Raw genomic sequence first — 15,254 nt, forward strand, 5'->3', positions numbered from 1 at the left:
CAAAAGGGGGGGCATTAATATGTCGCAGTACTGAGTGGTACATTCGGGCAGGTTTCTTTTAAACCCTTCATCATGTATTTGATGAAGGGTTTTTTATGGACTAAAGTGAAAGGAAATCCAGAAGCCCTCCTTTCCCTCCCGGCTCCTGTTATTTTCGGGAGCCCCAAGCCTCGTCCTGGCCATACCAGAACCCAGTTTTCGCCCGGCATCTTTTTAAACCCGTCATTATTCCTATTTCCTAATTTCTTTTTTATTGTCCTTTTAGGTTCTCATTCTCAGCAAGATTAATCCTTACAGGGATTGTACTTTATAAAAAATTTAAGTAAAGATGTAATAGATTAAATGTTTTTTACTTAAATTCATTCTTTAATATATATCCCTCTTAAAGTTTTGCATCTATGAGAACCTTTATTCTTTTACTTTTTCTCGTTTCCTCTTTTAGCCAATATGCTCAGGATATTCCAACACGTTGGGATGAATTAACAGCCAGCGATTGGCCATTAGCTATGGAAAAATCTAATAAAACCATTATTCTCCCTATTGGAGTTCTGGAAAAGCATGGTCCCCATGCACCTATGGGATCCGATCTTATCCATGCCAGAGAATGGGCAGCCCGGGTGGCTAAAGAAGAATATGCAGTGGTTTTTCCTGATTATTTTTACGGCCAGTTGAACGAGGCTAAACACTTGCCTGGAACCTTTTCTTTACCCAGTAAATTAACCATGGAACTTTTAGAAGCAACTTGTGAAGAGTTGGGTAGGAATGGTTTTGAAAAGATTATGATTATCAATGGCCATGGGGGTAATCCCCCAATGCTTAGATATTTTGTACAAAACCAGATGGCAAGCCAGAGAGACTATGCAGTATATTTTTATGATCCCTCTACTGACCCTGATTTTCAGAAGGAATTAAATGCATTGAGAAAAACTGATCCAGCAGGGGATATGCACGCTGGGGAGTTGGAAACATCTTCTTTATTATATCTGCGTCCCGAACTTGTGCAGTTGGAGAAGGCAGCCAATGAATCCGGTGCTGATCAAAAAAGGTTGCCAAGAATTCCAAACGTATATACCGGTATTTGGTGGTATGCTTCTTTTCCTCACCATTATGCCGGGGAAGCTGAAAAAGCATCAGCAGAACTTGGAAAATTAGTTACAGAACAAAAAATAGCATCTATGGTAGAAGCACTGAGGGCTATTAAGGCCGATAAGAAAACCCTTGAGCTTCAACAGGAATTTTACGAGGAAGTCGAAGAGCTTTCCAGAGAAAAATAAAGCAGAGGAAGTGTTTGTGCTAATCAAACACTGCTTTTACTATGGTAAGAATTCCTCTGAACATTAAGATCATTGCAGCAATGAGTGCAATTAAACCGACAATGAGTACAGGAATGTACCAGGGGTTATCCTGATTATTAAATGCGGTAAATAAAACACTGGGCCCAATTAAAGATAAGGGCAATGCCATGCCCAGATATTTTAATCCTTTACCAAGTACCTTTCTATTTGTGTGTTTCATTTTTCTATAATTATTTTACAATATAAGTGCTTGTATCCACTTCTGAAAGATGAAAATAACCAAATGGATAATTTTCTTTATTGCTACGGTTTATAACATTCCCTTTTACTGTTGCCGGCTGGGTTTCAAAAGGACCGCCACTGTTTTCTCCAATTTGAGCCCTTAAAATAAAAAGATACTCATAATAGGACTTTGAAATACCGTACATCTCAATATCTATGGTGTCTCCCGGTTTGATATCCTCATTAGAATAGTATCCGAAAATTTGATTCCCATCTGTAAATTTGTCCTCATAAATCTCCAGGCTTATTTTTTTATTTCTGAAGATAAAAAGATAGTAATTTGGTTCATTAACAGGATCGGTATAAAAAACTTTTACCTCGATCTCATCGCCTGCAAAACCTCCGGTAGCTGTTTGTTCTATAAAATCGATATCTGTAACGCCCATCATGGTTTCAGTAGCCGTGTAAACCTCGTCATTATAAATAATTTCCAATTCATAGGTTTCTCCTAAGATAGGATTGAGATTCTCATTGATGTAATAGCCTTCTGAAGTATGGATGAAATCATATTCAAGACCTGCTTCAGAAATTATCTTAACTGAGGCATTTTCAACCGTTGGTATTTCTTCGTCGTAAAAAGGCGCTGTTTCCGTTAGTCTAATTTGCTGAATATTACTTTCAGAATCTTTATAAGATAGGATTGAAGCTTCTACCACTAACCTTGGTTCGCTCTCTTCTAATGGAATATCTACTACATCTTCGCAAGAGGTTCCGGTAAAAATAAGGAGTAGGCCGAATATTTTTAAAGACGTTTTCATTTTTAAAAGCTAAAATTATAAGTTACAGAGGGAATAATTCCGAATAAACTTAGCCTGAGGGCTTCGTTAACTCCTGTATCGCTATTTTCTCTAAAAGTCAGTGAATATGCGTTTTTTCGGTTGTAAACATTGTAAATTCCAAAACTCCAGGAAGATTTGAAATCCTTTTCCGAAGAAATTCTCGGATAATAGTTGGCCGAAAGATCCAGCCTGTGGTATGCCGGTAATCTGTTGCTGTTCCTCGGGGTATAAACCGGCACCGTTATATTCTCATAGCTATATTGAGCGGTGGGAAATGTGGAGGGCAAACCCGTTTGAAAGCTGAAATTAGCATTGAACTCCCACTTCTTACTGACCTCATAACTGGCCGTAATACTTACATCATGGGTTTTATCATAATTGGATTTATACCAATCTCCGCCATTAATTCCTGTTTCAACCGGCGTCCTGCCCGGGGTTTTTTGCTCGGATCTTGAAAGCGTGTAAGCTAACCACCCGGTAAACTTACCTTCATTTTTTCTGAAAAGAATTTCCAAGCCATAAGCCCTGGATTTTCCGTTTAAAATAACTCTTTCAATATTGTTATTCGCAATAAGATTTGCGCCATTTACATAATCAATGCGGTTCTGAATGTCTTTATAAAAGGTTTCAGCCTCCAGTGAATAAGTCCCATCTTTAAAGTTTCTGAAATACCCGAAAGCATACTGATCCAGGATTTGAGGATCTATAAACGGTCCGCTTGGAGTCCATACATCCAGCGGGGTTGGGGAACTGGTATTGGAAATTAGATGGAGATATTGTGCCATCCTGTTATAACTCGCCTTAACCGATTGATTATCGTTAAAGCTATAGGCAATTGATAAACGAGGTTCAAAATTACCGAAAGAACTGATTATTTCACCGCTTTCGTAAGTTTGTGTGCCTATGGGCTGCCCTTCCTCATAGATATCGCGGTCTTCATTATAAACAACTGGAGAATCATTTTCGTATATACTAAGTTCATCCCGGCCTATCCGATAAAATCCGCTATACCTCAATCCATATTCAGCCGAAAGCTTCTCGGAGATGGTATGTTCTGCAGAAAAATAGACCGCACTTTCCAAAGCATACTTATTAGTGAGTTTAAAGTAATTGATTCCTGAAGTCTCGTCTATGGGTTCGATCTCTCCGGGATTAAAATCGTAATATGTATTCTGAAGACCATATTTTAGCTGAAAGGTATCGTTTAAATAATGGTCAAAATCGTATTTGAGATTGAGATTTTTTATCCCGCTATCCCAATTAAAGCCAACGAACCCAAGGGTTAGGCCATAATAATAATCGCTGTAAATCACAGAAAGATTAGAAAATATATTATCGCTGAAAATATGGTTCCATCTAAGGTTTAAAACGGTATTTCCGTAAGTGTTTGTGAAATTTCTGCTCAAAGAAAAAACATCCCGTCCAAAATAACCCGAAAACAGGAGTTTATTCTTGTCATCCAACCTGTAGCTTAACTTGGTGTTAAGGTCATAGAAATAAGCGGAGTTTTCGTTATCGGTAAATTTCAGAAAAAGATGAGCATAAGAACTGCGACCCCCAATAAGAAAAGATCCCTTGTTTTTTACTATGGGACCTTCGGCGAGTAGCCTGCTTGAAATTGCGCCTATTCCGCCTTGCATTTTGAATTCCCGACTGTTTCCATCACGTTGATAAATATCCAGAACCGATGAAACCCTACCGCCGTATTTAGCCGGAATTCCTCCTTTATATAGTTTGAGATCCTTTATAGCATCCGGATTGAAAACTGAGAAAAACCCGAATAAATGTGAAGAATTATAGATGGTAGCCTCATCCAGCAAGATCAGATTTTGGTCTACAGCCCCCCCCCGAACGTTAAATCCGGAAGAACCTTCTCCGGCATTTGAAACACCCGGTAAGAGTAATAAAGACTTAATTACATCAACTTCTCCAAAGATCACCGGCATTTTCTGAATGGTATTTATCGAAAGCTTATTAAGGCTCATTTCCGGTTTTTTGATGTTGAGGCCATCAGATCTTTGGCTTATGATTATTTCATCGAGATATTCTGAGCTTTCTTTTAATTTAAAATTCAGACTAGTCTGGCTGGAAATAGTTATGCTTTCTGAAATGGTTTGGAAACCCAGGTATGAGATCACCAATTCATAGGTGCCTTCGGGGATTTTCAATGAATAAAAACCATATTCATTGGTTACCACTCCTGTATTTAAGGAGGGAATGAGCACATTAACTCCAATTAGGGTTTCGTTGCTGGAAGCATCGGTGATAGTTCCGCTTAGGGTATAGCTTTCCTGTGCAAAACTTGTGAAGGCAAAGCAACAGGCTAAAATAAAAAGGGAAAAATTTTGTTTCAATTTTTGGATTAAAGATAGAACAGCTTAATTCAAAATAAAAATGCTAAACACAAATTTATGGATTGTTTAAGGATAGAATTTTTAGAATTAAAAATAAAAAAAGCCGGAGATAATCCGGCCTTTTTCAATTATTCTGGTTTTACTAAGCAATAATATTATTTAGGGTTTTGCTGGGTCTCATTGCGTTGGTAGTGAGTTTCTCCTCAGGTTTATAATAACCGCCTATATCTACAGGAGATCCCTGTGCAGCAATCAATTCTTCATTGATCTTGCTTTCATTCTCTTCAAGGGTTTTAGCAAGTTTGCTAAAGTGAGCTTTTAAATCGGGATCTTTATCCTGTGCCCCAAGAGCCTGAGCCCAATATAACGCCAGATAAAAATGACTACCCCGGTTATCAAGTTCATTTACCTTTCTTGATGGTGATTTGCTATTTTCCAGGAATTTATCGGTAGCATCATCAAGAGTTTCCGATAAAATCAGGGCTTTTTTGTTATCGTATTTATCTCCCAGGTGCTCCAGGGAAGCAGCAAGGGCTAAGAATTCACCTAAGGAATCCCAGCGTAAATGCCCTTCATTAAGGAACTGTTGTACATGCTTTGGTGCAGAACCTCCAGCTCCGGTTTCAAATAAACCACCGCCATTCATTAGAGGAACGATGGAAAGCATCTTGGCACTGGTACCTACTTCCAGTATAGGGAATAAATCGGTTAAATAATCCCGAAGCACATTTCCGGTAACTGAGATAGTATCTTTTCCTTCTTTCACTCTCTCCAGCGTATAACGGGTTGCTTCAGCAACAGACATTATTTCGATATCGATATCAGAAGTATCGTGATTAGGAAGGTATTTATTTATTTTTTTAATCAATTCGGCATCGTGGGCGCGATTTTTATCAAGCCAGAATACAGCAGGCATTCCTGATGCTTTAGCACGATTAACAGCCAGTTTTATCCAATCCTGAACAGGAGCATCTTTTGCCTGGCACATTCTCCAGATATCGCCAGCCTCTACTTCGTGTTGTATAAGTGTATTCCCATTGCTATCAATTACCTTCACTGTTCCGTCAGAAGGAATTTCAAAGGTTTTATCGTGGGAACCATATTCTTCGGCTTTTTGAGCCATCAGGCCAACATTCGGAACAGTTCCCATAGTTGTAGGATCAAAAGCCCCATGTTTTTTACAGAATTGAATAGTCTCTTCATAAAGTGGAGCGTAACTACTATCCGGAATTACTGCTTTTGTGTCCTGAGTTTCATCATTCTTATTCCACATTTGACCTGAAGTCCTTATCATTGCCGGCATAGAGGCATCAATAATAACGTCACTCGGTACGTGTAGGTTCGTTATTCCCTTGTCTGAATTTACCATCGCAACATCCGGCCCATCTTCGAGATCCTTTTTAATCGCTGCTTCTATTTCATTTCTTTTTTCTGCGGGTAAATTGCTTAGGGCGTTTATAACATCACCAAGACCACTATTTGGATCTCCTCCGGCATTTTTAATGTCCTCTCCGTATTTCTGAAAAACATCTTCGAAGAAAACTTTCACCGCATGACCAAAAATAATGGGGTCTGAAACCTTCATCATGGTAGCTTTCATGTGCAGTGAAAACAAAACTCCTTTATCTTCAGCATCTTTTATTTGTTCCTTTAAAAAGGCAAGAAGTTTTTTCTTGCTGATAAATGTTCCATCGATGATTTCTCCTTCCAGAAGAGCCAGGTTGTCTTTAAAGACTTCCTTTTTTCCTTCTTTTGGAATAAATTCGATATTTACTTTGGTAGCTTCAGAAAGCGTTACTGACTTTTCATTGGCTTTAAAGTCGCCCTCCTCCATAGTCGCTACGTGAGATTTAGAGTCTGAACTCCATTCACCCATACTATGAGGATGTTTTCTGGCGAAATTCTTTACAGCTTTAGGGGCTCTCCTGTCCGAATTTCCTTCTCTCAATACCGGATTTACCGCACTTCCTTTTACCTTATCGTATTTAGTCTTTAATTGCTTTTCCTCTTCATTTTTAGGTTCATCTGGATAATCGGGTAGGGAATAGCCTTTTTCCTGTAATTCCTTTATTGCCGCTCTAAGCTGTGGGATGGAAGCACTAATATTTGGAAGCTTTATGATATTTGCTTCGGGTTTTTTAGCGAGTTCTCCCAATTCGGCAAGAGCATCCTTGACTTTTTGATCGGCTTTAAGTTTTTCTGGAAACTGGGCAAGAATACGACCTGCAAGGGAAATGTCTTTTGTCTCCAGACTAACTCCAGCCGCCTTTGTATAGGCCTGAACTATAGGAAGAAAAGAGTAAGTTGCCAAGGCAGGTGCTTCATCTGTTTTGGTATAAATTATTTTAGCTTCTTGTGTCATCATTTAATTTTTATCGGTATAATTTACTAATGCTTAAACTCCAGAAACGCCCGTAGAGATCCCGGGCGTTGAACTTAAGTGCAATATAGGATTTTTCCGTCTTTTATCATAGTTATCAGGTTCTAATAAGAGGTTTACCGGATTGAAAAAAGGCATAAAAAAAGCCATTTCATTTTAATTGCTAAAATGAAATGGCTTCATTGAAGTATCACGCGATCACCGAATGTTTTAAATTCTTTATAGGACAAAAGCCCTGGTGGGTGACCTTCAATTGAAAGCTTTTATTCGTATAAGCGAAAAAAACTTTCAGAAAATGATTTTTACCTTTCAAACTATTTTTGACATTGCAAAAAATGAGCGTTATATAGAAGATAAAAATCCTTATGTAAAGAATTAAATCTTACATAAAAGGTTTAAAGCTTAAAATCCTGGTGTCATGATCAGCTTTAATATGAATTCCTTATACTAAATGTACAAAGAAAAAGTCATTTTTCTCTAATGGTTTTGTTAAATATTCAGGGGTGGAAGCCTTAAGGTCAGGGCATAAAAAAGCCCCGAAAATCGGGGCTTTTAGATATATTGAAGAAAAATGAATTATCTTTTTGCTTCTTTGATTCGGGCTTTCTTACCGGTAAGGCCTCTAAAGTAATAGATACGTGCTCTTCTTACTTTACCTCGTTTATTTACCTCAATTTTTTGAATTGCAGGTAGATTAACCGGGAAAATACGCTCTACTCCAACAGTACCACTCATTTTTCTGATGGTGAAAGTTTGAGAAGATCCTGATCCTCTTTTTTGAATTACCACACCTCTAAAAAACTGGGTACGGGTTTTTTGTCCCTCTTTAATCTCGTAAAATACGGTGATTGTGTCACCGGCAGAAAATTCAGGAAAATCTTTTGTAGCTACGAATTCGTCCTGTACAAATTTAATTAACGATTCCATCGATATATATTTAAGGTATAATCCAAAACAACATTCACGGTTTTCGCCAGAGGTTATTTTAGAACGAGTGCAAAATTACAAATATAAATTTTAAATACAAGCAGGTGAAGGAGTTATTTTTCTGATTCATCCAGAAGGTCCGGTCGAAGCTTTTTGGTTCGTTCCCAGGCCTGTTCTTCCCGCCATTGCTCAATTTTAGGGAAGTTGCCGGAAATAAGTATCTCCGGAACTTTCCAGCCCTTATATTCCGCAGGTCTAGTGTAAACCGGTGGTGCCAGCAAATCATCCTGAAAGGAATCGGTTAAAGCTGAAGTCTCATTGCCTAAAACCCCCGGAATAAGTCTGATAACTGCATCGCATAGCACTGCGGCACCTAATTCACCGCCTGAAAGAACATAATCTCCAATAGAAATTTCCCTGGTGATAAAATGATCCCGCACCCGTTGGTCTACTCCCTTATAATGACCACACAAAATAATAAGGTTTTTCTGCAAAGACAGTTGGTTTGCGGTTTTTTGTTCTAAACGTTCCCCGTCAGGGGTCATATAAATAACCTCGTCGTAATCTCTTTCACTCTTTAGTTTTGTAATGCATTTATCAATTGGCTCTACCATCATCACCATTCCTGCGCCACCCCCGAATTGATAATCATCAATTTGCTTATAATTATCGGTTACGTAATCCCTGAGGTTATGAAGATGAATTTCAACTAATCCCTTTTCTATTGCCCTTTTCAGAATAGAAGCTTCAAAGGGACTCCTTAGTAGATCGGGAACTACCGTAATTATATCAATTCGCATATAGTGTTTTTAGAGATTAACGCCGAATAATTTTAGTTGTTCGAGGTCTTATTGCGCTCGTCCTGAAGCATCCTGCCGAGCCTTTGTTCTTTTTCCAGGGCTTTGGCGCGGTAAAGATCAAATTCTTTCTCTGTTTCAGCTAAACGCTTACGGGCTTCACGGGTAGTCGCATGAGAATTTTTAAAGCGGTAAATAAAGAATAATAAGGCAATTAGTAAAATTGCTACAATTCCCCACATCATTCCCATATAACTGCCTTTGCTCATAGGCATCCCAAGGAATTTAATAGCGTCTTTTTCGGCATTAACTTTATCGAGATCTTCCTGAGTGGCTTGAAGCTCTTTTTTCAAAGATTCGATTTCGGCAATTTGTTCGTTGGCTGTATTTTTTTGCGTTTCGATCTCAGCTCTTAATTCATCGAAATGCCGGTTGGTGTTGTTTTTTAATCTTACCAGGGCTTCATAATCGACTACCTTGTAGCCCTGGTAATTGTTTGAATTCTCAATAAGTTCATTGAATTCATCCTGAACAGGATTTGTGCTTAGACTGTCCTGGGCATAAAACTGAAGACTTAGCAGGCTTAAACTTAAGATTCCGAAAATAGTTTTGTTCATTACTTTGGGGTTAATGCATTAATTTATATGGACACAACGCCGGGTAGGATAACTTATTGTAACAATTTAAATCTTAATTCTAAATCGTTTATTATTAAATTTTTGGGGCTGCAAAGTTAATGATAAAAAGAAAAAACCCACCAATAAAAGGTGGGTTAAGATGTAATAAAATTTGAGTTTATTCTAATAATACGTATACCTTCTTACCTTGGCGACATATTTTGCCAGTCTCACCACCTGGTGACTGTACCCATATTCATTGTCATACCAGATATAAAGCACAATGCTCTTACCGTCTTTTGAAACTATAGTCGCCTTACTGTCATAAATAGCAGGAGCATTGGAACCAACAATATCTGATGATACCAGTTCATTATCAACGGCATATTTAATCTGTTCTACAAGGTCCCCTTCCAGTGCATATTTCTTTAAAATAGCATTTACCTTTTCTATACTGGTTTTCTTTTGAACTTCCAGGTTTAGAATTGCAAGAGATCCGTTAGGAACCGGTACCCGAATAGCATTTGAGGTTAGTTTCCCTTCAAAAACAGGTAATGCTTTAGCAACGGCATTTCCGGCCCCGGTTTCGGTGATAACCATATTCAGAGCTGCAGCTCTTCCACGTCGGTATTTGCTGTGCATATTGTCTACCAGATTCTGGTCATTGGTGTAAGCGTGGATGGTTTCCAGGTGACCTTTTTCAACTCCTAGAGAATCCTGAATTGCTTTTAAGACAGGGGTGATGGCATTGGTGGTACAGGAAGCTGCGGAAAAAATCTCGATTTCATCGGGGTTATATTCCTTATGGTTTACACCGTGAACTATGTTCGGTACACCTTTTCCCGGCGCCGTTAAAAGTACCCGTGAAGCTCCTTTAGATTTTAGGTGTCTGCTAAGTGCTTCCTTATCACGGAATGCTCCGGTATTGTCAATTATCAAAGCATCTTCTATTCCGTATTTAGTATAATCTACATCTTCAGGCTGATTGGCAGAAATAATGTGTACGGTGGTACCATTAATTATTAAAGCCGAATTTTTCTCATCAATAGCCACGGTTCCAGAAAAGTCGCCATGAACTGAATCGTTTTTAAGCAAAGAGGCTCTTTTCTCCAGAATGGTTTTATCAATTTTTCCTCTTGTTACTATTGCCCTTAGCCTTAATTGGTTTCCTTTCCCGGTACGGTTCATTAGTTCGCGGGCCACAAGTCGGCCAATTCTTCCAAAGCCATATAGCACCACATCTTTGGGGATTAATTTAGTGTAGTCTTTGGCGTCTTTTAGTTTATCTGAAACAAAGGCCATAGCATTGCTGTGCTTCTGGTCTTCCAGATGGAATTCATAGGTAAGTTTACCAATATCCAGTTTTGCAGGAGGCAGTTTAAGGTCCTGAATGGCCTTTGCGATCTCTACCGAATCAAATATAGAAATAGGTTTTTGAACTACCTCTCCGGCATATTCGTGCAAATTAAGAATGTCACTTACATTCCGGTTTAAAAGTTGATTTCTGAAAAGAACAAGTTCAATAGACTTGTCATACCATAAGTCGCTAACGATGTTGATGAATTCTACTGTGGCTCTGCGCCTGTTAGCCTGAAATGCCAGTTCTCTTTCGTAACCTTGATTAAAGCTCATTATTTTGTTGTGTGTTTTGTTTAAACTTGCGCAAAAGTATATATTTCAAACGTTTTCGTAAAGTATTTTTGAAATAAAAAAGCCCTCCTGTTGGAGAGCTTAAATTCTTTAGGGCTTATAAAATTTTTAACGCCATACTACCCGTTGCTTTTCTCCATTCCTGTCAATAAAACTTACAACTATGGATTCTGAAGCTTTTCTATTATTCATGATCCTTTCCACATCTTCAATATTATTGACTTTTTGGTTATTAATGGCGGTTATGATTGTTCCTACCAGTTCCTCTGAAGGTAGATTACTCATTAATGTTCGGGAGATTTTAACTCCGTTCGGGGTATTATAGGCATCCAGTTCCTCTTGAGTAGCATTGGTGACTTCCAGTCCAATACTATCTACTCTGTAGATCTCGTTTTTAGTCAATCTAACATTCAGATTTCTTTTTTTACCTTTTCTTAATACCGTCACCCTTACCTCATCATCGGGACGTTTAGAATTGATATAACCGGTAAGGTCTGAAAACTTGTTGATAGTAATATTATCTATCTGTCTTATAACGTCTCCTTCCTTTATTCCTGCTTTTTCAGCACCGCTTCCGGAAGTCACTTCGGCAACATAGACTCCTTGTGTTGCATCAAGACCGAATTCTTCAGCGGCCGTAGGAGTTATGCTTCCTCCTCTTATACCTAAAATTCCCTTCTGAACATCCCCATATTCCATAATGTCTTCTACTATCTTTCTGGTAATATTTGAAGGTACTGCAAAGGCGTAGCCTATGTAACTTCCGGTTTGGGAAGTTATAGCGGTATTTATTCCCACTAATTCTCCTTTAATATTCACCAGGGCGCCACCACTGTTCCCGGGGTTAATAGCCGCATCGGTCTGAATAAAGGATTGTGGGGTTGCATCATAAGTATTCAGGTCTCTTGCCGTAGCACTTATTATTCCGGCAGTTACCGTAGACTTTAGATTAAAAGGGTTTCCAACGGCCAAGACCCATTCTCCAAGCCTAACATTGTTAGAATCTCCGAAGGGGATATAATCCAGGTCTTCGGCATCAATTTTCAGCAAGGCGATATCAGTAGATTCAGCTACACCTATGATCTCGGCGGTATAGGTTTGGTTATTGTTCAAGGTAACTTCCACCTCGCTAGCTCCTTTTATCACGTGGTTATTGGTTACAATATAACCATCGGGAGAAATAATTACTCCGGAGCCTGCACCTTGTAAGGCCCGACCTCCCTCATTTCCGCGATACAAATCCCAGATGCTGCGGGGACCCTGGTAAACTGCAACATTTTTAACGTGAACCACTCCGTTAACTGTATTTTCGGCAGCTTCCGTGAAATCAGCATTAGTACCGTAGATCCTGCTGCTGTAATTAGCCGGTATAAAATCTTGTGAAGAGGATTCTTCCTGTATAAACTGAGGTTGGGAATCTGGCCCTATAAATAATTTATAACTACCAAGAGTTAGTATTCCTCCCAGAATTGAAGCGATAAGTAAACTTGTAAAGTTTTTCATTTTTCCGAATTGTATTTAAATGAAATAAACATTAAATTAATTATTTTAGTTTTGAACTAAAGGCTTTTAACTACCATTTAACAGAGGGAGAAATCCGCTGTTTTATTGTATATTTACATCCTTTTAGTTGCAACAAATGACACTTGATTTTTATAAATATCAGGGTACCGGTAATGATTTTGTCATTATCGATAACCGTACTCAGTTTTTCTCCAAAAACAATACCAATTTGGTTAATTTCTTATGTGACCGAAAATTTGGCATTGGTGCCGATGGTTTGATGTTACTCGAAAAACCGGAAATTGAAGGAGATGATTTCAAGATGGTTTATTATAATGCTGATGGCAACCAAAGCAGTATGTGTGGCAATGGAGGTCGTTGCCTGGTAGCCTTTGCAAATTTTCTTGGGATTATTAAAGATGAAGCGCAATTTACTGCGATTGATGGACCTCATAAAGCTACCCTGAGCAATGGGCTGGTGAGTCTGCAAATGCAAGATGTAAAAGAAATACAGCAGGAAGGTGAAGACTTGTTTCTGGATACAGGTTCCCCACATCATATTGAATTTACCGGGGCATTAGACTCCCTGGATGTTAAAAAACAGGGTGCTGCCATACGTTACAACCAAAAGTACAAGGAGGAAGGAACGAATGTGAATTTTGTTGAACAACTTAGCGCTAACGAATATAAGGTCCGAACTTATGAGCGTGGGGTGGAAGACGAAACCCTGTCTTGCGGAACCGGAGTTACAGCGGTAGCAATTGCCGCTAGTGCTTCTAACCGGACTTCAGGAGAAAGCGTGAAGCTACATACACGTGGAGGAGAGCTAAGCGTTTCCTTTATTAAAGACGGTGATGGTTATAGCGAAGTATGGTTAACCGGGCCTGCTACTCAGGTTTTTAAAGGAGAAATAGTATGCAAACTCTAAAAGGAAATAAAATATACCTCCGGGCCCTGGAACCCGAGGATCTCGATTTCGTCCATGAAGTCGAAAATAATGAGGATTTATGGGTGGTTAGTGCTACCCAATCTCCCTATTCACGGTATATGATAAAAAAATATTTGGAGAATGCCCATCGCGATATATATGAAGTGAAACAATTAAGGCTCGTTATTTGCAATTATGATCATAAATCGGTAGGATTAGTAGATCTTTTTGATCTGGAACCTAAAGACAAAAGGGCTGCTATAGGTATTCTCATTGCAGACCCTGCAGATCGCAAGAAAGGCTATGGAGCCGAAAGTATTTCCCTAATCTGTGATTATAGTTTTAGGCACCTCGCACTGCACCAGGTTTATGCTAACGTAACTACTGATAACGAAGCCAGTGTAAAATTATTCGAAAAATTGGGCTTTACCCGGGTTGGGGTAAAAAAAGACTGGATTCTTGTAGACAAGGAATTTAAAGACGAAGCCCTTTATCAACTTATAAATAAATAATGTACATAAAAAAAATACTCGTTGCTATTGCTATCCTGGGAGTTATAGCTTTGGCAGGATTTAGCTATTATATATACAACAGCATCTTCTCTTCCAATACCGAATTCTCTGAAAAACAGGCAGTCGTTTATATTCCAACGGGAGCTGATTATCAAACCGTAATAGACAGTATCAAACCATTGGTTAAAAATATTGAGTCTTTTGATGCTGTGGCCAGGAAAAAGGGATATCCTAATAACATTAGGGCGGGACGCTATGTGCTGGATAAAGAGATGAACAATAACGATTTGGTGAATGCGCTACGCTCTCGTAATAACCCTATAAATATCACCTTTAATAACCAGGAACGTTTGGAAAACCTGGCAGGAAGGATATCTACGCAGATAGAAGCAGATTCAGCCAGTTTAATTGAATCCTTTAAAAAGGAATCTTTTCTGGAAGAAAATAATTTTACTGAAGCTCAGGCACTGGCGATGTATATTCCTAACAAGTATGAATTTTTCTGGAATACTTCTGCTGAAGAATTCCGAAGCCGCATGAAGCGGGAATACGATAGGTTCTGGACCTCGGAAAGAAAGAAAAAGGCTGAAGCTATTGATCTTTCCCCTAATGAAGTGACCGTTATCGCATCAATTGTTCAGAAGGAAACTGCCAAAGTAGAAGAACGCCCCAGGGTTGCCGGGGTATATATGAATCGTATTAAAAATGGCTGGAAATTGGATGCCGATCCTACAGTGATCTATGCTATTAAGCATGAAAATCAAAATTTCGATACAATTATAAAGCGGGTTTTGTATAAAGATCTTACTTTGGATTCCCCGTATAACACCTATTTATATAAGGAATTACCTCCCGGCCCTATAGCCATGCCCGATATTTCCTCTATCGATGCAGTGTTAAATTATGAAGACCATGATTACTTCTTTTTCGTTGCCGATGTTCAGAATATGGGTTATCATAAATTCGCAAAAAATATCGCTCAGCATAACCGAAATAAGCAGGAATATGTTCGCTGGATAAATAACCAGGGCATCAAGCGTTAGAAATCTTCCAACTCAATTTTTATTAAGTTTTTTATAACTACTTGTTAACAAGACCCTTATGGGGTTGTTAATCAAGGGTGATTCTTTGTGAATTGATTAACAGCCTGTGTATCAAATTATTAAAAAATGTTGTACATTTGCACCGCGAATTTGAAGGGGGTTAATGTTTTAAGAATAAGCGTAACCA

13 protein-coding genes are annotated in these 15,254 nt (G+C 38.7%); 4 read left to right on the top strand and 9 right to left on the bottom strand.

The window, feature by feature from the left end; translation table 11 throughout:
- The first annotated feature begins 398 nt into the window (after nucleotides 1-398).
- Nucleotides 399-1,274, top strand: coding sequence for a creatininase family protein (locus BM266_RS02210; RefSeq protein WP_093405337.1), 876 nt, complete (start codon nucleotides 399-401; stop codon nucleotides 1,272-1,274).
- Between the two features lie 19 nt (nucleotides 1,275-1,293).
- Here BM266_RS02210 and BM266_RS02215 read toward each other — a convergent pair whose 3' ends face one another.
- The 9 genes from BM266_RS02215 to BM266_RS02255 form a co-directional block, all read right to left on the bottom strand.
- A complete protein-coding gene (locus tag BM266_RS02215; RefSeq protein ID WP_093405340.1) occupies nucleotides 1,294-1,515 on the bottom strand; it encodes a DUF6095 family protein in 222 nt (73 codons plus the stop codon).
- Between the two features lie 10 nt (nucleotides 1,516-1,525).
- Complete coding sequence (locus tag BM266_RS02220) at nucleotides 1,526-2,335, bottom strand: DUF4249 domain-containing protein (protein ID WP_093405341.1); 810 nt, start codon at nucleotides 2,333-2,335, stop codon at nucleotides 1,526-1,528.
- Between the two features lie 2 nt (nucleotides 2,336-2,337).
- A complete protein-coding gene (locus tag BM266_RS02225) occupies nucleotides 2,338-4,710 on the bottom strand; it encodes a TonB-dependent receptor (protein ID WP_093405344.1) in 2,373 nt (790 codons plus the stop codon).
- A 142-nt stretch (nucleotides 4,711-4,852) separates the two neighbouring features.
- Nucleotides 4,853-7,072 (bottom strand): NADP-dependent isocitrate dehydrogenase, encoded by a 2,220-nt coding sequence (locus tag BM266_RS02230; protein ID WP_093405347.1) that lies wholly within the window; start codon nucleotides 7,070-7,072, stop codon nucleotides 4,853-4,855.
- 594 nt (nucleotides 7,073-7,666) lie between these two features.
- Nucleotides 7,667-8,017, bottom strand: coding sequence for a 50S ribosomal protein L19 (rplS, locus tag BM266_RS02235; RefSeq protein WP_093405349.1), 351 nt, complete (start codon nucleotides 8,015-8,017; stop codon nucleotides 7,667-7,669).
- Nucleotides 8,018-8,130: 113 nt separating this feature from the next.
- On the bottom strand, nucleotides 8,131-8,817 hold the full coding sequence (trmD, locus tag BM266_RS02240) for a tRNA (guanosine(37)-N1)-methyltransferase TrmD (RefSeq protein ID WP_093405352.1): 687 nt from the start codon (nucleotides 8,815-8,817) through the stop codon (nucleotides 8,131-8,133).
- A 32-nt stretch (nucleotides 8,818-8,849) separates the two neighbouring features.
- Nucleotides 8,850-9,431 (bottom strand): hypothetical protein, encoded by a 582-nt coding sequence (locus BM266_RS02245; RefSeq protein ID WP_093405355.1) that lies wholly within the window; start codon nucleotides 9,429-9,431, stop codon nucleotides 8,850-8,852.
- Nucleotides 9,432-9,614: 183 nt separating this feature from the next.
- Complete coding sequence (locus BM266_RS02250; RefSeq protein WP_093405358.1) at nucleotides 9,615-11,063, bottom strand: glyceraldehyde-3-phosphate dehydrogenase; 1,449 nt, start codon at nucleotides 11,061-11,063, stop codon at nucleotides 9,615-9,617.
- Nucleotides 11,064-11,189: 126 nt separating this feature from the next.
- Nucleotides 11,190-12,584 carry a S1C family serine protease gene (locus BM266_RS02255; protein ID WP_093405360.1) on the bottom strand — a complete coding sequence of 465 codons (1,395 nt, stop codon included), beginning with the start codon at nucleotides 12,582-12,584 and terminating at the stop codon, nucleotides 11,190-11,192.
- 136 nt (nucleotides 12,585-12,720) lie between these two features.
- On the opposite strand from BM266_RS02255, the gene dapF reads away from it, so the two are divergent.
- From dapF to mltG, 3 genes are read left to right on the top strand one after another with little or no spacing between them, the layout of a single operon-like run.
- A complete protein-coding gene (gene dapF, locus BM266_RS02260; RefSeq protein ID WP_093405363.1) occupies nucleotides 12,721-13,512 on the top strand; it encodes a diaminopimelate epimerase in 792 nt (263 codons plus the stop codon).
- Nucleotides 13,500-14,024 (top strand): GNAT family N-acetyltransferase, encoded by a 525-nt coding sequence (locus tag BM266_RS02265; RefSeq protein WP_093405365.1) that lies wholly within the window; start codon nucleotides 13,500-13,502, stop codon nucleotides 14,022-14,024. Before dapF ends, BM266_RS02265 begins: the two co-directional genes overlap by 13 nt.
- Complete coding sequence (mltG, locus tag BM266_RS02270; protein ID WP_093405368.1) at nucleotides 14,024-15,067, top strand: endolytic transglycosylase MltG; 1,044 nt, start codon at nucleotides 14,024-14,026, stop codon at nucleotides 15,065-15,067. Before BM266_RS02265 ends, mltG begins: the two co-directional genes overlap by 1 nt.
- Nucleotides 15,068-15,254: the final 187 nt, after the last annotated feature.

This window comes from Salegentibacter flavus (assembly GCF_900115145.1).
GTDB lineage: Bacteria > Bacteroidota > Bacteroidia > Flavobacteriales > Flavobacteriaceae > Salegentibacter > Salegentibacter flavus.

Coding starts and splice junctions, on each gene's coding strand:
- BM266_RS02230 (WP_093405347.1), bottom strand. CDS start 7,072: ATGACACAAGAAGCTAAAATAATTTATACCAAAACAGATGAAGCACCT.
- mltG (WP_093405368.1), top strand. CDS start 14,024: ATGTACATAAAAAAAATACTCGTTGCTATTGCTATCCTGGGAGTTATA.
- BM266_RS02245 (WP_093405355.1), bottom strand. CDS start 9,431: ATGAACAAAACTATTTTCGGAATCTTAAGTTTAAGCCTGCTAAGTCTT.
- BM266_RS02265 (WP_093405365.1), top strand. CDS start 13,500: ATGCAAACTCTAAAAGGAAATAAAATATACCTCCGGGCCCTGGAACCC.
- BM266_RS02210 (WP_093405337.1), top strand. CDS start 399: ATGAGAACCTTTATTCTTTTACTTTTTCTCGTTTCCTCTTTTAGCCAA.
- BM266_RS02215 (WP_093405340.1), bottom strand. CDS start 1,515: ATGAAACACACAAATAGAAAGGTACTTGGTAAAGGATTAAAATATCTG.
- rplS (WP_093405349.1), bottom strand. CDS start 8,017: ATGGAATCGTTAATTAAATTTGTACAGGACGAATTCGTAGCTACAAAA.
- BM266_RS02250 (WP_093405358.1), bottom strand. CDS start 11,063: ATGAGCTTTAATCAAGGTTACGAAAGAGAACTGGCATTTCAGGCTAAC.
- BM266_RS02220 (WP_093405341.1), bottom strand. CDS start 2,335: ATGAAAACGTCTTTAAAAATATTCGGCCTACTCCTTATTTTTACCGGA.
- trmD (WP_093405352.1), bottom strand. CDS start 8,817: ATGCGAATTGATATAATTACGGTAGTTCCCGATCTACTAAGGAGTCCC.
- BM266_RS02255 (WP_093405360.1), bottom strand. CDS start 12,584: ATGAAAAACTTTACAAGTTTACTTATCGCTTCAATTCTGGGAGGAATA.
- dapF (WP_093405363.1), top strand. CDS start 12,721: ATGACACTTGATTTTTATAAATATCAGGGTACCGGTAATGATTTTGTC.